The organism is Maribellus luteus, assembly GCF_003576475.1.
In the GTDB taxonomy this organism is placed as follows: domain Bacteria; phylum Bacteroidota; class Bacteroidia; order Bacteroidales; family Prolixibacteraceae; genus Draconibacterium; species Draconibacterium luteum.
Window position 1 is genome coordinate 555,055 of the sequence record NZ_QWGR01000002.1, and the last position, 21,238, is coordinate 576,292.

At 44.0% G+C, this 21,238-nt stretch carries 16 protein-coding genes; 8 read left to right on the forward strand and 8 right to left on the reverse strand.

Annotation, left to right across the window (positions count from 1 at the left end; all coding sequences use genetic code 11):
* Nucleotides 1–179 precede the first annotated feature (179 nt).
* The 3 genes from D1614_RS04980 to D1614_RS26410 all read left to right on the forward strand — a co-directional run bounded on the left by D1614_RS04980 (nt 180) and on the right by D1614_RS26410 (nt 7,830).
* A complete protein-coding gene (locus D1614_RS04980) occupies nt 180–812 on the forward strand; it encodes a response regulator transcription factor (RefSeq protein ID WP_119436790.1) in 633 nt (210 codons plus the stop codon).
* Nucleotides 813–2,909: 2,097 nt separating this feature from the next.
* On the forward strand, nt 2,910–5,204 hold the full coding sequence (locus D1614_RS04990; RefSeq protein ID WP_119436792.1) for a T9SS type A sorting domain-containing protein: 2,295 nt from the start codon (nt 2,910–2,912) through the stop codon (nt 5,202–5,204).
* Between the two features lie 175 nt (nt 5,205–5,379).
* A complete protein-coding gene (locus tag D1614_RS26410; protein ID WP_119436793.1) occupies nt 5,380–7,830 on the forward strand; it encodes a helix-turn-helix domain-containing protein in 2,451 nt (816 codons plus the stop codon).
* A gap of 27 nt (nt 7,831–7,857) precedes the next feature.
* Here D1614_RS26410 and D1614_RS05000 read toward each other — a convergent pair whose 3' ends face one another.
* Nucleotides 7,858–8,301: a DMT family transporter gene (locus D1614_RS05000; RefSeq protein WP_119436794.1), complete on the reverse strand. Its 444-nt coding sequence runs from the start codon at nt 8,299–8,301 to the stop codon at nt 7,858–7,860.
* 162 nt (nt 8,302–8,463) lie between these two features.
* Between D1614_RS05000 and D1614_RS05005 the strand changes: the two genes are divergently transcribed.
* Complete coding sequence (locus D1614_RS05005; protein ID WP_119436795.1) at nt 8,464–10,101, forward strand: ABC-F family ATP-binding cassette domain-containing protein; 1,638 nt, start codon at nt 8,464–8,466, stop codon at nt 10,099–10,101.
* Nucleotides 10,102–10,193: 92 nt separating this feature from the next.
* Nucleotides 10,194–10,919: a L,D-transpeptidase family protein gene (locus D1614_RS05010; protein WP_119436796.1), complete on the forward strand. Its 726-nt coding sequence runs from the start codon at nt 10,194–10,196 to the stop codon at nt 10,917–10,919.
* Between the two features lie 4 nt (nt 10,920–10,923).
* Here the strand turns inward: D1614_RS05010 and D1614_RS05015 are convergent, their stop codons facing one another.
* The 4 genes from D1614_RS05015 to D1614_RS05030 all read right to left on the reverse strand — a co-directional run bounded on the left by D1614_RS05015 (nt 10,924) and on the right by D1614_RS05030 (nt 16,357).
* Entirely contained in the window at nt 10,924–12,198 is a 1,275-nt protein-coding gene (locus tag D1614_RS05015; RefSeq protein WP_119436797.1) for a zinc-binding dehydrogenase, read from the reverse strand.
* A 173-nt stretch (nt 12,199–12,371) separates the two neighbouring features.
* On the reverse strand, nt 12,372–13,043 hold the full coding sequence (locus D1614_RS05020) for an HAD family hydrolase (protein WP_119436798.1): 672 nt from the start codon (nt 13,041–13,043) through the stop codon (nt 12,372–12,374).
* A gap of 3 nt (nt 13,044–13,046) precedes the next feature.
* Nucleotides 13,047–15,011, reverse strand: a complete 1,965-nt coding sequence (locus D1614_RS05025) for an SDR family NAD(P)-dependent oxidoreductase (RefSeq protein ID WP_119436799.1) — start codon at nt 15,009–15,011, stop codon at nt 13,047–13,049.
* A 107-nt stretch (nt 15,012–15,118) separates the two neighbouring features.
* On the reverse strand, nt 15,119–16,357 hold the full coding sequence (locus D1614_RS05030) for a PHP domain-containing protein (RefSeq protein WP_119436800.1): 1,239 nt from the start codon (nt 16,355–16,357) through the stop codon (nt 15,119–15,121).
* Nucleotides 16,358–16,501: 144 nt separating this feature from the next.
* On the opposite strand from D1614_RS05030, the gene D1614_RS05035 reads away from it, so the two are divergent.
* The 3 genes from D1614_RS05035 (at nt 16,502) to D1614_RS05045 (ending at nt 18,727) form a co-directional block, all read left to right on the forward strand.
* Nucleotides 16,502–16,879, forward strand: a complete 378-nt coding sequence (locus D1614_RS05035; RefSeq protein ID WP_119436801.1) for a DUF423 domain-containing protein — start codon at nt 16,502–16,504, stop codon at nt 16,877–16,879.
* 115 nt (nt 16,880–16,994) lie between these two features.
* Complete coding sequence (locus D1614_RS05040; protein WP_119436802.1) at nt 16,995–17,780, forward strand: peptidoglycan DD-metalloendopeptidase family protein; 786 nt, start codon at nt 16,995–16,997, stop codon at nt 17,778–17,780.
* Nucleotides 17,781–18,001: 221 nt separating this feature from the next.
* Nucleotides 18,002–18,727: a hypothetical protein gene (locus tag D1614_RS05045; protein ID WP_119436803.1), complete on the forward strand. Its 726-nt coding sequence runs from the start codon at nt 18,002–18,004 to the stop codon at nt 18,725–18,727.
* Between the two features lie 73 nt (nt 18,728–18,800).
* Here D1614_RS05045 and D1614_RS05050 read toward each other — a convergent pair whose 3' ends face one another.
* Genes D1614_RS05050 through D1614_RS05060 form a run of 3 tightly spaced genes read right to left on the reverse strand, consistent with a single transcriptional unit; the run spans nt 18,801 to nt 21,018 of the window.
* Entirely contained in the window at nt 18,801–19,235 is a 435-nt protein-coding gene (locus D1614_RS05050) for a hypothetical protein (RefSeq protein WP_119436804.1), read from the reverse strand.
* A 6-nt stretch (nt 19,236–19,241) separates the two neighbouring features.
* The gene (locus D1614_RS05055; RefSeq protein ID WP_119436805.1) at nt 19,242–20,822 is read right to left on the reverse strand and encodes a hypothetical protein; all 1,581 of its coding nucleotides are present in this window, start codon (nt 20,820–20,822) and stop codon (nt 19,242–19,244) included.
* A complete protein-coding gene (locus tag D1614_RS05060; RefSeq protein ID WP_119436806.1) occupies nt 20,806–21,018 on the reverse strand; it encodes a hypothetical protein in 213 nt (70 codons plus the stop codon). The genes D1614_RS05055 and D1614_RS05060 overlap by 17 nt, the downstream gene beginning before the upstream one ends.
* Nucleotides 21,019–21,238: the final 220 nt, after the last annotated feature.

Below are 21,238 nucleotides of genomic sequence, written 5' to 3' on the forward strand. Positions count from 1 at the left end.
TGCGGAACCTTACCCTTTGCAAAATAGATTTTAGATGGCTTTTATAAGTTGACTGATCAATGGATTTTATAGTTGATAATTTAACCTTCTGCCTGGGGTGACATTGAGTCAGAACGGATGGTGTTTGGTCAGCTGTAGATGAATAAACCATTTATCATGAATCAGAAAAGTTAAAAGCCATGTGTAAAATCGCGATTTTGGAACGGTTTACCCTTTTAGGCGCTGGTATAGCATCCATTCTTAGTACTGATAATCAATGTGATGTAGTAATCGTTGCCCAAACAAAAGAGGAGCTGATCAGGCAGTTGGGCAAATCCATACCGGATGTAATTATAATAGATGTCATCCATGGAGACAACTCCGGTGTGAAGTCCGTAAAAAGAATTCGCCGTGTTTTTCCTGCTACCCCGTTATTGCTGATAGTAAGTGCCAACTATGCTGATTGTTTTGAAGAATACATTCGCATGGGAGTTAAGGGCTTTGTTTTTAATAATTCGGATGCGAAGGAACTAATAAAAGCCATAAAGAAGTTGAAGGAAGGTGAAGAATATTTCAACAGCAAAGTTTGGAGGATATTTAAAAGTTCCATTCAGTCGCGAAAGCACAAGGTTCAGGATCAGCGGCTAACCGACAGGGAGGTGTCTATTTTGAAGCTGTTTTCAAGTGGAATGACTTACAAGGAAATAGGTTCTGAATTAAATATTAGCCCGCGTACCGTGGAAACCCATAAACGAAATATTCTGGCAAAACTAAAAATCAACACTACTGCCGATATGGTAAAGTATGCCTACCGGCATCATATTCTTACGTAATTTTTCATTCACCTAAAGTCTCGTTTTTGGGCACCGGACCCCAATAAATGAGTATAAATCCTGATTGACTACGCCCCCTTTTCTGTTGTACCTTTTACCTTGTTAAAATTGATTAGAAGCAGAACTTATTATTCTCTTTACCCCGTTTAAAAAAACCAAAAACCACGAAAAGATACTGTCTTATCGGAGTTTGTTTGCTGATGATCTGATGCGAGTTAGAGGTTATTCAATTAAAAAATTATCAGATTATGGGAAAAAATTACCGATGGTGCAGAGGAGTGCTGGCTTCGGTGTTTCTCTGTTGCTTTTTAATGATGGGCAGTATTGCCTATGGGCAGTTCAATAATCCGGGGATCGCCCCTGTATTAGTGCCTGCCAACGGATTGGCCATTGATGGCGATGCATTTGCAAATCAAGCACCGGCAGGAATGTTGGGTGGAACCGCTGGAGACTGGTTTGAATTTGGTACCGGTCCCGGAGGTTGGTTAATTGATGATTTAGGGGTACCTACCGTTCCGGAAGGTGATGGAACCTGGTTTAAATTGTACGTTGATGTATTTAAAGACTTGGATCCAACGGCATTTCCAGGTAGGAACAAAATTGCCGATGATCCCGGAACGTATGAAGTAGGCCCCGAAAATGTTCCATCAAAAGACGATATGGAACGTGCAGCTGCCTATTTTGCCTATGCCGATCCTTCGTTGCCGGGAGGCGTTGCAGGTGATCTGTGGTGTATGTTTGCTGCCGATCGTTGGGAAGTGAACGGATCCAGTTACATCGACTTCGAATTTTCAAAAGCCAAAATTGAAATCGGCGGCGATGGGATGGTAGTGAGCTATGCTCCGGCTTTAGACGGCGACGGCGACCCGACGGGTGGCCGGACACCGGGTGATATTCTTATCACGATTCTTTTTGAAAAGGGTGGAAAACAAGCCCTTCTGTTTGTTGATACCTGGCAGAAAGCGGCCATTGGTGAGCCTTATGACTGGGTAGCTGTTGATCTTACTGATCCATTTTGGGCAAACGCAGTGTATTGTACCGAAAATACGGTGATACAGCCTGCCCCCTGGTATGTATACGATACCGGAGAAATGAGTTATAAGATTAACCAGTATGCTGAAGGAGCGATCAACCTGACTAAATTGATGGGCATTGGAGAAGAAAAGTGCGGACACTTAAGTACCGTTTGGTGCCGTACAAAAACATCTCATTCTTCTTCAGCTGAATTGGCCGATCTTGCCGGTCCGCCATTCCAAATCGGAAATATTCTGGAACCACCGGAAATTGCCTGTGGGAATGTAGAATTTATGGAGTGTGCCGATCAGTCAGCCATCGAAAGTGCTTACGCTGATTGGAAAGCAGGCAAAGATATTACAGTTGTTGATCCCGGAGAACCAGGTGGACCTGGTTTAATTTTCGTGGGGTCATTTGATGATCTTCCGGATGATGCAAATTGTCAGGGATTCAGTACTTCGTATGACTTTATTTACGAAGATTTCTGCGGAATGAGAGACACCGCTACCTGTACTTTTGTCGTTCACGGAGATCCGTACGATCTTAAGTTGAGCGCCTGTCCGGGAGATCCGGAACTGAATGGATGCACTACCGACGACGATATTCTGACCGCATGGAATACCTGGAAAACCGGATTGGCAGGGATGAAAGCAACCGCCACCTGTACCCCCGGCGACTTGGTTTTCGAACCCGCACTGGTTAATCTGAAAATGCCGGCCGAATGCGTCAAAACCGATCAGGTAGTATCCGTAAAAATATCGGTTGCCAATCTTTGCCAGGAAACTTCCACTACCTGTACCTTTACGGTGAAAGCTTACCCGGACGATCTGAAACTTGACGAGTGTCCGGCCGACCCGATGCTAAGCAGCTGTGTGGAAGATGCAGATATCAAAACAGCCTGGGATCTTTGGATGGCGGATTTGAAGGCCATGAAAGAAACCGGAACGTGTGCGGATGGTACCGTAGAATTTGATCCTGCACTTGACGGCTTGCAAATGCCTGCCGAATGTGTACTCACGGATCAGGTAGTAACGGTAAAAGCAACGGCGAAAGACCACTGNCAACACGATTACTCACACCTGTATGTTTACGGTGAAAGCTTACCCGGACGATCTGAAACTTGACGAATGTCCGGCCGACCCGATGCTAAGCAGCTGTGTGGAAGATGCTGACATCAAAACAGCCTGGGATCTTTGGATGGCGGATTTGAAGGCAATGAAAGAAACCGGAACGTGTGCGGATGGTACCGTAGAATTTGATCCTGCACTTGACGGCTTGCAAATGCCTGCCGAATGTGTACTCACGGATCAGGTAGTAACGGTAAAAGCAACGGCGAAAGACCACTGCAACACGATTACTCACACCTGTACGTTTACGGTGAAAGCTTACCCGGATGATCTGAAACTGAGCGAATGTCCCGGTGATCCGGATCTGGGCGGATGCAGTACGCAAGATGACATTGATGTGGCTTGGAAAGCATGGATTTTAGGTCTGATGGATATGAAAGAAGAAGGAACCTGTTCAGATGGTAAAGTTGAATTTGATCCTCCGCTTGATAATCTTCTGAAGCCAGAGCCTTGCAAAGCTATCCAGGTTTCTGTTACCGCAATTGCCGAAGATCATTGTAATAAATTAACTACTACTTGTACTTTCTCAATCGGCGAATACCCGAACGAGTTGTATTGCGAAGCCAACTTAATTGGTCCGATACCTGAATGCGGCGATCAAACGGTACAGGCAGAAGTTACAATCAGAGGTGGTTGTGAACCTTATACAATCGTTTGGGATGGCAATCCGAACATGAATACAACAATTGTTGATCTTCCTATCGGACAAGAAGCCGAAAACCACATTGTTGAAATATACGATGTGTGTGGCTACACCATGTGTGAAGTAATGGTTGAACCACCGGCATGTCAGACTGAAGGTACTGTTTGTACATATACTCAGGGATTTTATGGCAACAGTGGCGGAATGGCTTGTGACGGGGAAGAATTGCACACAACCATGGAAACGATTGAGAATTCTATTCTTGTCGATGTTCATGGTGATGGCGATTCATTGAGAATTGGATGGCCTGGACATACAGTAACCGTTTATACTGGAGATGCTCAGTGTGTAATCGACAGAATGCCTGGAGGTAAAGACATTGGTATACTTCCTGTTGGCAATACGCCGATTTGTGAATACGATCTTTTAACCAAACAAGGACGAATCGACAATAAATTACTCGCCCAGACTTTAGCTCTAGGATTGAACCTCGGACTGGGAACACCTCTGGGTGGTGTTATGCTCGATCAAGGCTACATTGTTTCAGCTGAACCCGACGGAGGTTGCGGTTCACAAGATCCGCTGTTCCAGAAATGCATCTACGAAGAAATAGATGCTAATTTCAACGGAGTGCTTGATCTGGTTGATGTTCTGAATCCTTTCTGGTATACAAAAATTGATCAGAATGTCATTGACATGATTATGGCTATCGGAGTTCCGCCTTCAGTAGACGGATTGTATGAACTGGCCAACCAAATGCTGGGGAATTATTACGCTCCCGGAGTTATTGGCCCATACACCGAAAGTCAGATGACAGCAGTTGCCGGTGCGGTTGACAAGATCAACAATGTATTTGATGAGTGTCGTATTTTGGTTGGATATTCACCCGAAAAACCGGTTTGCGATCCTTCGATCCCAATGCCGTGTTATCCCGGATTGCCTGATCCAATACTCGAATACGAAGGCTCTGAACCTTATGTAACTGCAGGAGGTGATAATGCCATCATGTATAAACTGGATGTAAGCAATTGGAATGTTTATCCGCAAGCCTTGTTCTTGCAGGCTCCATATCTGCCGCCATGTGGTTTGAATACAAATTCATCACGTACCTGGGTCGATATTTTCGACGCTTCCAATGATCAGAAACTCTATGGCTTCTGTGCACTGAACAGTCCGGAAGGATTGAATTCCATCTGGTTTGGTTTGCCGGAACTTACAGAACCGCCGATGGAAGTTTACATCACAATCTGGGATAGATATTGTGATATTGTATATACTTCAGAACCTGTTGAATTGCTCCTGAAATCAGTAACCGTTAAAGGTTCGGAAGTTAGTGCTTCGTTCGAGGAAATGGAACTGAAGGTATATCCGAATCCATTCTCTGATAAAGTAACATTCGAATTTGTATCAGCAGTAGATGCATACGGTATCCTCGAAATTTACAACATCACAGGACAACGGGTAGCCAGAATTCTGGACCGTCAGGTTCTGGGAGGTGAAATGAACAGGGTAGAATATGAACCTGCCACTGATGCTACCGGAGTTTATCTGTACAAACTGGATTTGGATGGCCGAACCCAGGTTGGAAGAATTACTTATAGGGAATAACTGATAATGGCACCCTTATTTTTATCAACTATAAAAACTAAAGTGTTCTGCTTTAGGTTGAGGTAACACTCAATGGGATTCTCGAAGAGGCTGACTGGCTGGGTCAGCCTCTTTTCTTATTTCTGAAACTACAAGGAATTCAATATCTTTATGCAGGTTTAAAAAAGGACAACCAATGCAAACCAACAAACAACTCGAGCTGGCGTTTGATTTTATTCAGTATACCGGGCAGAATGTTTTTCTGACAGGTAAGGCAGGAACCGGCAAAACCACTTTTCTGAAAAATCTGAAACTTCGTTCGCCCAAGCGTATGATTGTAGTCGCTCCAACGGGTGTGGCGGCCATCAATGCCGGAGGGGTAACCATTCACTCCTTTTTTCAGTTGAATTTTGGCCCGCAGATCGGGCAACCGGGAGAAGACAGCCGGCAAATGCGTTTTAGCAAGGAAAAGATCAATATCATTCGCAGTCTCGATCTGTTGGTGATCGACGAAATAAGTATGGTGCGGGCCGATGTTTTGGATGCCATCGACCGGGTGATGCGTCGCTTTCGGAACCGGCAAAAAGCTTTTGGCGGCGCCCAGGTACTGATGATTGGCGACTTGCAGCAACTGGCGCCGGTGGTAAAAAGAGACGAATGGGAATTGCTAAGGGCCGAGTACAACACCGTGTACTTTTTTAGCAGCAAGGCACTCCGCGAGACTTCGTATGTCAGCATCGAGCTTACCCAGGTTTTCCGGCAACAGGACGATAAATTCATTTCAATTCTGAACAAGGTGCGTGAAAATTTGCTGGATGAAGCGGCGCGGACTGAACTTAACAGCCGTTGCAATCCGCATTTCAAACCAACCGACGAGGAAGGCTACATTACCCTTTGTACGCACAATGCACAGGCACAGCGTATGAATGAGCATAAGCTGCGTAGTCTTTCGTCAGGAGAGCAAACGTTCGACGCCCGCATTGAAGGGAATTTCCCGGAGTATTCTTTTCCCACCGAAGCGAGCCTGCGCCTGAAAGAGGGCGCCCAGGTAATGTTTGTTAAGAATGATCCGGAAGCAGAGAAACGTTTTTTTAACGGTAAGATCGGGCGGATTACTAGTTTTGATGAAGATACGGTGCGGGTTCAATGTCCCGGAGAAGAAGACGAAATTGAAGTGACCTCACTTTTGTGGGAGAATGTAAAATACACCATCGATAAAGATACCTCGGAAATTAAAGAAGAGGTGGAGGGCTCGTTTTCGCAGATACCGCTGAAGCTGGCCTGGGCCATCACCATTCATAAAAGCCAGGGACTTACGTTCGATAAGGCGATTATCGACGCCGAAGCTTCGTTTGCGCACGGGCAGGTGTATGTGGCGCTTAGCCGCTGCCGCACGCTCGACGGACTGGTGCTTCGGACTCCGATTGCCGGCCACAGTATTATTTCTGACAAAACGGTGAACGGCTTTATTCAGGAAGTGGAAGCAAACCCGCCCGGAGAAAAGGAACTGGAAGTGGCGAAACAGGCTTTCCAGCGCGAACAACTGGGTGAACTTTTTCGCTTTTACCGCGAAATGTACCTCGTTAACCAGATTTTAAAAACCATCGATGAAAATGCCGGGAGTTTTACACAGCCCGTGATTAACGGTTTCCGGGAGATGAAGTCGCTCATTCAAAACGAACTGATTGAGGTGGCTGAAAAATTTCAAATACAGATCGACCAATATTTAAAAGCGAATCCCGATGTAGGGAAAAATGAAAAGCTGGACGAGCGCATTAAAAAGGCAGCCGACTATTTTGAAACAAAAGTCCAGGCGATTATTGTGGATGCGCTGGATGAGCTTGATCTGGAAGTGGACAACCGTGCCCTTCGGAAGCAGATCACCGGCCGCGCCGATGATTTGAAAGCCGAAGCATTGATAAAGCTGGCGGCTTATGCCGTTTGTAAGGAAGGATTCTCAGTAAAAGAAATAATGGAAGCGCGGGCTCATGTGCTCATCGACACTGCCAGCGTTAAGCGAAAGGCCTCGAAAGCCAAAGAAGTTCTTTCTTCCGAACATATTCCGCATCCCGATCTCTACAATCATTTGAGGGCTTGGCGCTACGAGAAGTCGGTGGCAGAGGGTATTCCTCCGTACATGATCTTTGCTCAGAGATCTTTGCTCGAGTTGGTGCATTATCTTCCAGTGGATAAAGCTTCCCTGAAACTTATCAATGGAATGGGACCCAAAAAGATTGAGCAGTTCGGGGCTGAGATCATCGAAGAAATCCGGGGCTACTGCGAGGAGAACCATATCGATCGCGGAGAAATTCCGCTAAAGGAAAATCCGAAAAAGGAGAAAAAGCCAAAAGTGGATACCAAGAAGGTGAGTATGGAGATGTTTCAGTCGGGAAAAACAGTGGCAGAAATTGCCAAAGAGCGTGCTTATACTGAAAACACAATCGAGGGGCATCTCGCTCATTTTGTAAAAACAGGCGAATTGGACGTGTTTCAGTTTCTCACAAAAGAAAAGCTTGAAAAAATGTTAGAGTATTTCAAAAATACGAAGGAACGCAATTTGACACCTGCACGCGAAGCCTTGGGAAATGAATTCAGCTACGGCGATTTGCGGATAGGTTTGAGCTACCTGGAATCGCGGAAAGATTAAGCACAAAGACACCTGGGAAGGTGTGATTTAGTACTTCTGTATCAGAAAGATTCCACTGATCAGCAATAGAATTCCGGCGATGCGTCCGGCTGAAATCTGGTGAACGTTTAATCCGAAAAAACCATAGTGGTCGATAATGGAAGCTGCAATTAATTGCCCTGCAATGGAAGCTGCCAATACCGTGCTGACTCCAATCCGGGGAATAAAAAAGATCACCGACGAAACAAAAATAGCTCCGAGCATTCCTCCAGCCAGTAAATACCAGGGCGCTGTTTTTACGTGCCCCCAATCAGGGATTTGCGTTTTGAAAATAACATTGAGAGCCAGCAAACAAATAAAACCTACCAGAAAATTAACAAGCGCTCCCTGAATCGGATGCTTTAAAAAAGTAGTTAGCTGGGTGTTGATACTTCCCTGAATGGCCAGTAAAAAACCTATTAACAGATCTATAAGGGTGTAAAATGCTTTCATGACTTCTGCTGTTTTGAATTGCAAGTATAAGCATTTCACCACGACTGAGTGTTTTCTCCCGGGAAATATTATCATTTGTGAAAAGGAAACGGTAAAATTAATTCCATGGAAAACTTACCGGACGGATGATTATCTTTGCGGCCTTATTTTCAGAAGATAATTATGATTTCGATTGACGGACTGGCGGTTACATTTAGCGGGACAACTTTGTTTAAAGACATCAATTTCGTGGTGAACGAAAAGGACCGTATTGCCTTGATGGGGAAGAATGGCGCAGGAAAATCAACTTTGTTGAAAATTATTGCAGGCGTTCAAACTCCTTCAGCAGGAAAAGTTTCGGCGCCCAAAGATGCAGTAATTGCCTACCTTCCGCAGCATTTACTTGTGGATAACAGCCGCAGTTTATTTGATGAGGCCTCGCAGGCTTTTTCCGATGTGCTGAACATGCAAAAAAGGCTCGATGAACTGAATCACGAGCTCACCGTCAGAACCGACTACGAATCGGATGAATACAGCAAGATTATTGAGGAAGTATCTGATTTAAGTGAGAAACTATACAGCCAGGGCGAGATAAACTTTGATGCAGAAGTTGAAAAGATTTTATTGGGACTGGGTTTCTTACGGGAAGATTTTCAGCGGCCGACTTCCGATTTTAGCGGGGGGTGGCGTATGCGAATCGAGCTCGCCAAAATTCTGCTTAAAAAGCCCGACCTGATTTTGCTCGATGAGCCTACCAACCACCTCGATATTGAATCGGTGCAATGGCTCGAAGAGTTCCTGGTGAACGAAGCCAGGGCCGTGATTGTGATTTCGCACGACCGGGCTTTTGTCGATAACATTACCACCCGCACGATTGAAGTTACCATGGGACGTATTTACGACTACAAAGTGAATTATACGAAATACCTGGAACTTCGCAAAGAGCGCCGCGAGCAACAACAGAAAGCATACGACGATCAGCAAAAAATGATTGCGGAAACCGAGCAGTTTATCGAGCGCTTCAAAGGAACGTATTCAAAAACATTGCAGGTGCAGTCGCGCGTAAAAATGCTGGAAAAACTGGAGTTGGTGGAAGTGGACGAAATGGACACCTCTCACCTGAAACTTCGCTTTCCTCCGTCGCCTCGTTCAGGAAATTTTCCTGTAATTGCCGATCAGGTTGAAAAATCGTACGGCGATCATCTGGTGTTCTCGGGGGCAACTTTTACGATTCACCGCGGAGATAAAGTGGCCTTTGTCGGCAAGAACGGTGAAGGAAAAACGACGCTGGTTAAAGCCATTATGGGAGAACTGGAACACGGCGGAACGTTAAGCCCGGGGCACAATTCAATGATCGGCTACTTTTCGCAAAACGAAGCTTCGTTGCTGGATGAAAAGCTAACCGTTTTTCAAACCATCGACGATGTGGCAAAAGGAGACATTCGTACCAAAATCAAAGATATTCTGGGAGCTTTTATGTTTGGCGGCGATAGCTGGGACAAACAGGTAAGTGTGCTTTCGGGGGGAGAACGTACGCGGCTGGCAATGATCAAATTGTTGCTCGAACCGGTGAACCTGTTGATTCTTGATGAGCCTACCAATCACCTGGATATTAGGACAAAAGACATCCTGAAACAGGCTTTAATGGAATTCGATGGCACCTTGATTCTGGTATCGCACGACCGCGACTTTCTGGATGGATTGGTTCATAAAGTGTATGAGTTTGGAAATAAACGCGTAAAAGAATACGAAGAAAGTATCCGCGAGTTCCTGGAACGAAAAAAGATGGAGCATTTGCGCGAGCTGGAAGTGAAAAAGTAACGGAGCATTGTTTTATTGGCGATAAATCCGCCGTAGTTTGACTTCCCGGGCGGTAACGAAAATTGTGACGGATATTCCTTATCTTTCGCGCTATGCGAAACGATTCTTTCAAATATTTGAAATACCTGGGTTTTATTTTCCTGCTGCTTTGGGCGTGTTCCTCTCCCAAATCAGAAACGGAACAGATCAGGCAAATTCTAAAAGTGCAGGAATCATCCATTCCGGCAAATGTTGATCAGCTGTTAGTTGCAGTTGCTGAACAGTCCGGAAATACTCAGGCCAGCCTTTTTGCCCTGGAAAAAGCAGATAATAATTGGAATGTTAAAATAGGTCCCCTAGCTGCCGGGATTGGTCGGAATGGTTTTGCTGCACTTGGCGAGAAACTGGAGGGCGACGGAAAATCTCCTTCGGGTGTTTTTAGCCTGGGGCAGTTGTTTACTTATGCCGATACCCTCAATACAAAAATGCCTTACACCATCTCAACCGATGAAGACAAGTGGATCGACGATCCTGAATCCGAGGATTACAACAAACATGTGAAAGGTGAAACCAACGCTAAATCATTTGAAAAGTTGAAGCTGAAAAGCGACTACTACAAATATTGCCTGGTGATCGAATACAATACTGATCCGGTAGTTAAGGGAAAGGGAAGTGCGATATTTATACATCTGCGGGAAAAAGCCGACGAGACTACGGCTGGTTGTGTGGCTGTTTCGGAGAGGGATATGGAACAACTTCTAAAATGGCTGAATCCGGATGCTTATCCTGTAATTGTAATGGGGGACAGGCTAACGTTGTCTCGTCAGCCTGTCCGGTAATATTTTAGATTTCCGGCGCGTTCGCCAGCAAATATTCTTCAGCTTTTACGTTCCACAAACCTTTCGTTTCGGCTACCAGATCGGCCAATTCAGCATAGAACGGTTCCGTTTTTCCCCGCTCTGCAAAGTCAGAAATAGCAACCAATGGAAGATTTTTGTGCGTGTAAATCAGTTTTTTGCCTCCCGGAATATTGGGCAGGTTCAGTGTAGTTTCCGCCACTGCATTCAATCCGCCAATATGGGTGATTAATCCGGCAGGATCAAGTCCCTTGCTCATTACGTCGAGGGCTTCCACCATGTCGTCGTTGTTTCCACCCGAAGTTCCTACAATGTGCGTGTAAGCATAGTGAACGTTGTAGAAATTCAGTTTTGCCGAGAATTCGGTATCAGAAGGGCCGGCAAAAAAGTTGAGACAACCGTCGTGAGCCAGAATGGCATCGCCCTGTTCAACTACCGGTGTTACCGGAGCAAAAACAAATACGTCGTTGTAACCTTCTCCGCTCGAAACATCTTTTAATGCTTTCACCGGATCTTCCACATTTCCTGTATTCAGATAAACAAGCTCAATACCTTTTTCTTTCGCCCATTCCACCGGGAAAATTTCAGCGGCACGATCCAAACGATCCTGAGCAATATCGGTAACTACCAGGAGTGATGGTTTGCGGTCTTCGCGACTGACTACGTAATTGATAGCAGCCAGTCCCATGGGGCCTACACCCGCAAGAATCGCCATTTTGCCACCTTCAACTATTTCCATCTCGTGAATATACGAACCGGGTTTAGTGTGGTAGTTGGCGTGCATGGCACCAATTACACAGCTTAAGGGCTCTGAAAGCGAAGCCGGGTAAAATCCGGGGCCGTCATAAGCCAGTAAACAATCCTGCTCCAGCACATCTTTCGGAATGATCACATAAGTGGCATCACCGCCAATGTGTTGATAAGAGTATCCGGGAGCGCTTAAAATACCCACAGGGCCATCTTCATAGTAAATAGCCGGTTGGATCGAATATTTCTGACCGGGCTTGAATTTGTGCTGCCATTTTGCACCTACTTCTACAATCTCTCCTGAAAATTCGTGCCCGATCACGATCGGTTCTTCGGAAATATTGTTGGGAACACGTTTGTGGTCAGTTGCTTGTGTGGCAGCTTTGTAGCTCGACATACAAATGCTGTCGCTTACTACTTTTGCCAAAATTTCATCCTCCTTGATTTGCGGGAGTTCAAACTCTTCCAAACGCAAATCTTTCTTTCCGTATAATCTTACTGCTTTTGTTTTCATATCTGTTTCTTATTTTAATTCTTTCTTTTGCCGTGACTTGAATAATTTATGGTTTTGTGATTGCACTCACCCTGATCCCGAGCACTCGGGATCGTCTCTACGCGTAGAGAGGGAGAAGAGGGAGAGTCGGTTATCAACTTATTTACCATTTTAATTTCAAATCTTGCACTCCATTAATATTTGGTGCTTCTTTTTACAATCTCCAGTAACTCGGCAGGGCTGTTTATAAAATCAACGCAACCTGCTTCTTCCATATCTTCAGATTTGCCGTATCCCCAGGTCACTCCGAGTGTTTGCATTCCGGCGGCTTTACCCGTTTTTATGTCAACATAGGAGTCTCCCACAAACAGAACATCTTTATTATTTACCTTGAATTTCTCCGCAATCAGATTGGCTGCAAACGGGTCAGGTTTTTTCGGAATATTATCTTGTTGACCGAATACCAGGTCAGGAAGAAAATCTTTCATGTAATTTTCTACGATCGGTATGGTTTGGCTGTGTGGCTTGTTTGTATTTACTGCAAACGGTATTTTTTGTTGTTTCAGGAAAGCAAGAGCGTTGTCGATTCCTTCGTACAAATGGCTTTTCACCATCAAATGGGCGAGGTAATAATCTTTGTATTCCTGAACGAAACAATCCAGTTTGTTCGCATCGTTTTTTATGTGGTCGGGAAGTGCCCGCTCCACCAGCTTAGCTGCCCCGTTCCCAATCCACGAAACATACGATTCAGTATCATGTGTTGGCAAATTGTTTTGTTTCAACACATGGTTGCAGGCATCTGCTATATCCACAATCGAATGAAGCAGGGTGCCGTCTAAATCGAATATGATCGCTTTAAATGTCATCAACTAATTCAGCATAATTTGTCCGCCACTAACCGGAATGGCCTGTCCTGTTTCATTTTCCTGGTCGATGGCATAGAAAACCGCTTTGGCCACATCCACCGGAGAACAGCCTTTTCCCAGCGGAACCTGTGCCAGGTAAAACGCTTTTACATCCTCTACGGTTTTTGCACCCGGAACTTTCCCGGCATTTAGGTACTGCACAAACAATCCGTTTTCAGGATCGCTCCAAAGCGGGCCTTCGTAAAAGTTACCCGGGCAGATTGAATTCACCTTAATTCTATCGGGTGCCAACTCCAGTGCAAACGACTGGGTCAAACCAATGCCACCAAATTTTCCACCGGCGTAGGCAAAGTTCTTCTTGCTTCCGGCCAAACCCGATTTTGAGTTAATCTGAATCACATCGGCATACAACGAAGCATTGTATTTGTTCTGCAATTTCATAATTAGCGTAGCCGCTTTTGTGCAGTAGAAATAGGCGTTGTAATTGATTTTTGTAACCAGGTCGAAACTCTCGGGTGTCATTTCTTCCAATCCTCCGGCGCGTAAAATACCGGCGTTGCTTACAAATACATCCAGTCCGCCAAATTCGCAAATGGTTTGGTGCATCAGGTTCTTTAACGATTCCTGATCAGCAACATTTGTTTGAACGAACAGGGCACGGCTGCTGTTTTTTATTTCGTTGAACGATTCAGCGGTAGCTTTACCAACTGCTTCGTTGAGGTCGGCCACCACGATGTTCGAACCGTTTTCTTTCATAACACGGGCGATTCCTTCGCCAAATCCCTGTGCAGCACCGGTAACAATCGAAATTTTGTTTTCAACGCGACCGGCAGCGGCTCCTGCCGAAACTTTACGGCGGTAATTCTCCACCTCCCAGGTATCGATGAAGTTGATCTGTTGGGGTGTCATAAAATGCTGACCGCCGAACGATTCCGACAACCACGAAATTTTCATGGCATCTTCAAAAACCTCTTTGATGATATTCGACTGTGCTGCATTGTCGCCAATCGAAAGCATTCCGATGCCTTTTATGAAAACTACTTTTGGCCCAAATCCATTGTCGGAAACAAAGGCTTCGTATTTTGTCTTAAACGCTTCGATGGTTGCTTCAGACGATGAAACTTCATCGATGTAAATGTATTTTGACTTGCAGTAAACAATCAAATCGGGTGTGAATGGGTAATTCACTTTTTCGAACGCTTCAGCGCCTGAATTGAATTTTTCAACCAGTGCCGAGTTCGTTACTTTGATCGTTTTCAGCCCTTCCTGCGAAACAATGGCTCGAATGGCGGGAACTACTTCGGTTACGTGTTCAGCAACCGGAAGTACCGTTTCATCCACCGGGTTGGAAACTGCTTTTTCGATGTTGGCGATAATCCCGTCGTAAATATCAGTGATCTCCTGAATGGTATCAGCACTAACGAAAATGCCGTGGTTCTGAAGTAGAATAACTTTCGGGTCGTATCCCTTTTCTGCTCTGAACGCTATGATTTTGGCTTCAACTGCTTTGAATAAAATGTAACCGGGGTCGATGTAAGGAATGTAAACCGCTTCGTTGCCAAAAACAGGCTTTACCAACTTTTCTGCTTGGTTGCTGCACATGATTCCGTTTACCGCAGTTGGGTGCAGGTGAACTACAAATTTGTAGTTGATGGCATTGTGGAACGATGTTTCCACCGAAGGACGCTTGTCTTTTGTTATCGTCGCGTCGGCTAAATCATTTTTTATCTGGCTTTCACGCTCAAAAGGATCGGAGCTGTATTCATTTACTGATATTTTAGCCAGCTTGCTGCGATCCATCACGGCAAAACCTTCTTCGCCTATGGTTGACAAAGCAAATCCGCTTGCTTTTACCCAAAGCTGATCGTCCGTTTTAAACGAAGTATTTCCTCCGCCTGCAATCACGTATTCCTTTTGGCGACCGTAGCTGCGCGAAACTTCAATTAAATCTTTAATTCCCTGGTTCATGGTTTTTATTTCTTTGTGGTTCTCTGTGTCTTCTCTGTGTCCTCTGTGGTAAAAAATCCTTCAACCGACTAACCACAGAGAGCACTGAGTTTCTCGCAGAGTTCGAATTACATACTTAGAAATTTTGCGATTACCGCTTTTCCTAATTCAACAAAGGCGGCTTTTTCTTCGGTTTTGGCAATTTGCCCGTTTAAATAACCTTCTTTTCCGTTGGCAACCAGGTACTGGTGAGCAGCAACAATGGCAGTGCCTTCGTAATTAATTTGTTTAAGTTCTTCATCCAGATCGATGCCGCCGCCACAACATAGTTTAACCGGATCGAGTTGCGGAGTGTTGTGCTCGCTTCCGAAAGTAATCACAAAGTCGTTTTGGTGGAAGAACTGTACAAAGTCCTTGAAAATATCGAAGTTGTTTCTTCCCGGAATCAACTCAATGCTAAATACATTTTTGCTTTTTAGTTCGGCCAGCAGTTTTTCTTTGTCGGCTTCGTAGTCGGTGAAATTAGCGTTGCCAAAATCCAGTAAAACCGGGTAACACGGAATTCCGCCAGCATCAATAATCAGTTCTTTCACTTCTTCCAACGAAAGAAAAGCTTTGGGATCTTCCGGCACAAAAGCAGCGCCGCCCGCCTTTAACAGGTTGCCGCGTATTTCGTTTTCCAACCCGGCTACATCGTCGATGGCTGATTTAACCGCTTTCCCCTGGAAAATGGCATTGAAAAGTTTGGCTCTACCCAGGTCGGTGTCTTCTTTTTCAAACACCGCAATCCGTATCGCCTGTGCAATGTGGCGTTCGCGAAACAGGTTTTTTGCCAAACGGTTTTGCAGTTCCGCTGCGTCGAATTGAAGATCGATAGCGTTTTCTGCCAGGAAAGCATTTAGCTTTTCCACCATTTCGTAAGTCTGGCGGTTGCTTTCGGTTTGCAGACTGCTGATCTTTTGGAGAGAGGCCTCGCTCATCTTCGCTGGTTGGCGAAGTCCTTTCCCGCTGAAATACGTGCGGCCGGGGTTGCTGGGGTCGTTTACCCGAATACCAGCTTGTTGCAGATCGTTCTGCAGCGCCATAAACTCAATGTTGAAAAGTGGGAAAATCTGGTGCTTTTGAGCCATTTCCGCAAATTCGTTATAGCCGTCGGTGGTATAAAAGTCGTTGATGCCCAAAACCGAAACGTCTTCCGCTTTTGCCATTTCAAAAGGCTGTTCAATGTTTGAGAAGGCGCTGAACGAGTGCGGCGTGTGTATGTGTCCGTTAATGTTCGGGACTGCTTTTGCCGCCTGTCCTTTGTACCATTTTAATAAGTCTTCCGTGTCGGGGAAGGTGGTAAATATGCTTTTTGCCTGTGTCATAATATTCTGATCTGAATTTAGGTACAAAGAAACAAAACTGCTTATTTTCAGGTGTCCTTTGGTATCCTGTTTTAAAGATTACGGGGCCGGGAAACTTTCATACGGCTTTTCTTGTTGTTCATGCATAAAATAAAATCAATTCAAATGAGTAGAATTATCATATTATTGTCAGCCGCATTGCTGGCGCTGGCAGTCGGATTGGGTGCCTTTGGTGCACATGCCTTAAAAACGCATCTAAGTTCCGAAATGTTACAAACCTGGGAAACGGGTGTTAAATATCACTTTTACCATGCTTTGGGCTTATTGCTGGTGGGCGTTTTGTCGTTTTTTATGCCTTCGGTTTACCTGAAATGGTCGGCTATTTTATTGTTTGCCGGGATTGTTTTGTTTTCGGGTAGTCTGTATGTTTTGTCGCTTTCCGGAATTAAAATACTGGGGGCCATTACGCCCATTGGTGGCTTAAGTTTTATTGGCGGCTGGGTTCTGTTGTTTCTGGCAGCCTGGCGAAAATTTCCTGCCTGACAGCTTTGTTAATGGTTCGTAAATGATTTGTTAGCGTTTCTAAAAGCCGAAGCCGGATGTCGCAGAAAACATATTTTTCACTACTATTGCGTGAAATTGACCCGATTTTTATCGTATGAGAGGAGCTTTTCTATTCTTACTACTTCTTTTTTTTATTGGTTTTCAGAGTAAAGCACAGTATGTAAACACGGATGAACTGGTAATTGTCCCCGGTTTGGAAGCACCTGTTTCTTTAGCTGAATACGAAGTCATAAAAAGTCAGGAAAAAGAACAATACGAAAATTACCTGGCAGGTTTTCTTATCCCCGGAAACGGTGGAAAAGTGATCAGCGATTACGGTCCACGTTCGGGAAGGATGCATTACGGTACCGATCTGAAAATGGAACGCGGCGATACTGTTTATGCGGTTAACGACGGAAACATTACCCGGTCGGGCTGGGGGAGCGGTTTTGGAAATATTATCATTATTCAGCACGCCAATAACATCGAAACTTATTATGCCCATCTTTCAAAGTTTTTGAAAAAAGAGGGAGAATGGGTGGCCAAAGGCGAAGCCATCGCGTTAGCTGGGAGTACCGGCCGTGCCCGGGGCTCGCACCTGCATTTCGAGATACATCAGGAAGGAAGGGCTTTTGACCCCGAACTGGTGTTTGACTTTGGCGGTCAGCAAATCAGGGACGAAGCCCGAAATTTTGAAACACTCGTGGCTTTGCATCAAACTTTAAAGCCCAAGGGATATTCGAACAATGCTGCTATTCCCGAGTACTACAAAGTACGCTCAGGTGATTCGCTTTGGGTGATATCGAGAAAATTCAAAACCCCGATCAAGGATATTTGCCGCCTGAATAACATTTCTGAGAATTCGGTACTGCAGATAGGGCAGCCGCTGAGGATGTATTAAAATTAGTTTCGTCAGATAGCTTTAGAATAATTCTAAACTGCTTGAAAATGATATCTGTGCAGTGTTTTTTTCAATAAGTCATTTATATTTATCTCATGCACATGAGCCCCTGCTCGTAAGCACATAAAGCCACGAAATAAGAAAGATCCCGCGACTGTGTTGGCAGATGTTCTCGGGTCTTTTGATTGGTTTGATGCAAGAAGAGAATAGTTGAAAGTTGTATGACTTATTACATTGAAAATATGTTTAGCATCATCAGGTATTTAATGGCCGGCTTGCTGTTGGTTTCAATAGCTTCAGCCAAAGCGCAGGAACCTGCCCGCGAAAATAGCTTTGCCATTAATGGTTGGACAAATATTGCCCGCGAGGGCTGTAATCATTTCGGGCTGGTAGATTTATCGCACGAATGGAAGCCTTCCCCCTACTTTGGCCTCGATTTGGGTGGTGGCTTTGGGTGGTTAAGCTGTTACGACCTACAAAAAACTTCGGCTGGCATTGGGGCTTATGAGAAACTGTATCTGCGGGAAATGAGTGGTAGTTTCCGGTTAGTCCGGGGAAAGCTTACTGCATATCTGCCTGTTTGGCGCGACGATGATGATGTTACCCGTATTCAGGGTTTTGTCTCCATGGTGGGCGGGGTTACAAGCGCTATTTCGGTGGATGGGAAACTGGAGTATTACAAAACAGGCCAGGCAATAAAAGCATCGTCTAAGTCCGATGGACATTTTTTTCGTGGTTTTGAGATTGGTTTGTGGGGTTCCTTCTCCAGGCACTGGGCCATGAAATTATACCTTGGTGGCAACAATATTCATTTTGATAAAGCAGTAAAGGGCTTGAATGCAGAAGTCGGCAAATTCCCGGTTCATTTTGATAGTCATGTGCCTAATGCATATAGCGGATTTAGTCTGATTTATACATATCATTTTACGAGGAAGAATGGTAGGTAAACTGATTCCTCTGAATTTGCTGCGATAATAGATCAGGCCTCGAAAGAGGCCGGATCTATTTCAACCGATATTACTATTCTATTGGAACAGCGTTGTTGTAATCTTCTTCGGTGATGGTGTAGGTATAGTAATAAGAATCCTTACCCTTTATTTCTTTTTCATATTCGTCATATAACCGTAAGATATTTCGATACACATCCGGACAATACTCGAGAACAGATTGGTCACAGTTTTGGATAATTATTTTTACAGAATCAAAAATAATATTTACCGAGTCAATCAATGAAGTTGAAAAAATAATGGGAATATCTTCATTCTTCTCTTTTGACACTGAACGGGTATATATATCGTTTGCCGGAATATTAATTACCTCCAATTCGTTTTGTTTAAAAAACGCCTCTATTCTAATCTCATGTTCAGTAGTGTTATTAATTGCCAACTCGTAATAACTTATTTTTTCACAAGCAAACAATAAAATTGCCAATGATAATGTTACAATGTATTTCATAACGGATTAGTTTAGTTGTTGGAATAATTCTGTAACATATCCTTCTGTTGGATTATTGTTGTCGTCTACTAGGTTAGAACGCCAAGTCCACCAAGAACCCAAAAGGCTAGGTAACGCATTTTCGATCTGAGATAGCGTATAGCCAGAAACCCGGTCGTTAACATAAGCAGTATTCCCTCCGTATAAATCCATTCGTTGATTTACATTATCAATCAAATCCCAAACAATGGATGTATAGCCATCAAAATCACCACCGTCAGTCGTCATACTTGCAATTGTTCGATTTTGATTTGTACCATAATTATTCGTGTCATATACATCATTTGTAATAACTGCTTCAACTCCTTCTGCCCAACTTTCGGTCATTCGATTATCTAAAAGCCAATTTATATCAGAAAATCCTCCAGCATCCCAATGTGACACATGAGCTAACTCATGGATGGTGGTTCCAAAAATCTCTTGACTATTTTTATCATTTTGATGTATTAGTACGGTTGATGACTGAAAAAGTACATTAAAATCAAAAAAATGTGAAGCAAAATTGGATTCAACTCTACCTCCAATATGAAGTCTTTGCTCAAGAAACCCTCTTTCGTCAGGAGTCTTAATTCCCCATAAATAGTTTTTGTAATAATAGGTATAAGCCGCCCTGAAAATATGTGCAAAAAGAAATGATTTTGGACTAAGGCCTTCATCTCTGATTACAAGATTCCAGTCGCCGGTCATATCGGGACCATTAAAATAGGCTTGACCGTAAGAGCCATCTCGTATGTCAAAATCGGCCCTTTCCCATTTTATGCTGTAATTGGCATCTCTGTCAAAAGTCCCATTACATACATAATTGCCATTTGCATCGGTAATGTCCGAATAGGTGGTAAACCATCTGCGGGCGCGCACTTCAACCCCTTCCAGCGGGATATAGTGGCTGTTGACACTGCTGGTTATATAATTATATATGGGCCTGGCACAAATGTTCTCGCCCTCGGGAATTTCGCCTGTATTTTCTTCTTCTGCCGGTGCCTCTACTGTTGGATCGCTTGTGTTAACTGGTTCGCCAGTGTCACAGTAGAAATAATCATAATGGCTAAAAATTTTAATCCGGGTAGAGTAAGAATCGATAATATCGTCAAACACTTTTATGTTTCCGGCAGGTCGCCAGCTTGTAGATTTTAATGTGCTTTCGTTTTGTGTCTTTTCCTCTATGTTTCCGGTAATACGCAGTGCTTCGTTTTCGAGTTTCAGCCAATCGAAATGTTCAATTCTAGCACTTTTTAGTTCAGTCAATTCTCTTCCGTATTCAGGTAAATACAAATCTGCCAGTTTCTGGTATTGCACCTTCGGAAATTCATAGTCAATAGGTACAATTGTGTACTGCCAGGTAATTTCATTTTTCGGGATTTTCGGATCATGGTAATGTGTGCCTCCTCTTTTTATTTCAACATCCAGCGGATAATCGTAAACGTAAAGAGTTGTGTCTCGTACTATTAGATGCCTTTCTTTCTCGTCTTTGGGTCTAAAACGCACATAATAATGTGTGGGTTCTATTTTTAATCCCGATTTGAGTTTATTTTCATTCAGTACTTTCATAGGCAATCTTCATGTTTTCAACAGAATACGGGTTTTTGAGTTGTTCGCCCAGTAACATCTGCCCTTCTTTAATGATATAGTTTTCTGTGCTTATTTCTTCAGGAGGCATTTGAGATGGGAGGAGTTCATCTTTATTGCAAGCGCTAAGAATGGCAAGAAGTGCCAATGCCGAGATTAATACAGATAGCTTTTTCATAATTTGGAATGTTTAATGGACGGATGTGTTAACCGCCCTGGGTTAAAATATGAGTTGCTTTTGGGATAATTTACATGGTCTTGTTTTTTGAGAATTATTGGATGTGTATTACTGGGTCTCATAATGTATGGTGGTTTTTATAGTTGGGAATAAAATTAAAAAAAAAAGTTTTGAAAAATAAAAATATTGATTATCAAAGTTAATTGTCTGTGGAAATAGA

Coding starts and splice junctions, on each gene's coding strand:
- D1614_RS04980 (WP_119436790.1), top strand. CDS start 180: ATGTGTAAAATCGCGATTTTGGAACGGTTTACCCTTTTAGGCGCTGGT.
- D1614_RS04990 (WP_119436792.1), top strand. CDS start 2,910: ATGTTTACGGTGAAAGCTTACCCGGACGATCTGAAACTTGACGAATGT.
- D1614_RS26410 (WP_119436793.1), top strand. CDS start 5,380: ATGCAAACCAACAAACAACTCGAGCTGGCGTTTGATTTTATTCAGTAT.
- D1614_RS05000 (WP_119436794.1), bottom strand. CDS start 8,301: ATGAAAGCATTTTACACCCTTATAGATCTGTTAATAGGTTTTTTACTG.
- D1614_RS05005 (WP_119436795.1), top strand. CDS start 8,464: ATGATTTCGATTGACGGACTGGCGGTTACATTTAGCGGGACAACTTTG.
- D1614_RS05010 (WP_119436796.1), top strand. CDS start 10,194: ATGCGAAACGATTCTTTCAAATATTTGAAATACCTGGGTTTTATTTTC.
- D1614_RS05015 (WP_119436797.1), bottom strand. CDS start 12,198: ATGAAAACAAAAGCAGTAAGATTATACGGAAAGAAAGATTTGCGTTTG.
- D1614_RS05020 (WP_119436798.1), bottom strand. CDS start 13,043: ATGACATTTAAAGCGATCATATTCGATTTAGACGGCACCCTGCTTCAT.
- D1614_RS05025 (WP_119436799.1), bottom strand. CDS start 15,011: ATGAACCAGGGAATTAAAGATTTAATTGAAGTTTCGCGCAGCTACGGT.
- D1614_RS05030 (WP_119436800.1), bottom strand. CDS start 16,357: ATGACACAGGCAAAAAGCATATTTACCACCTTCCCCGACACGGAAGAC.
- D1614_RS05035 (WP_119436801.1), top strand. CDS start 16,502: ATGAGTAGAATTATCATATTATTGTCAGCCGCATTGCTGGCGCTGGCA.
- D1614_RS05040 (WP_119436802.1), top strand. CDS start 16,995: ATGAGAGGAGCTTTTCTATTCTTACTACTTCTTTTTTTTATTGGTTTT.
- D1614_RS05045 (WP_119436803.1), top strand. CDS start 18,002: ATGACTTATTACATTGAAAATATGTTTAGCATCATCAGGTATTTAATG.
- D1614_RS05050 (WP_119436804.1), bottom strand. CDS start 19,235: ATGAAATACATTGTAACATTATCATTGGCAATTTTATTGTTTGCTTGT.
- D1614_RS05055 (WP_119436805.1), bottom strand. CDS start 20,822: ATGAAAGTACTGAATGAAAATAAACTCAAATCGGGATTAAAAATAGAA.
- D1614_RS05060 (WP_119436806.1), bottom strand. CDS start 21,018: ATGAAAAAGCTATCTGTATTAATCTCGGCATTGGCACTTCTTGCCATT.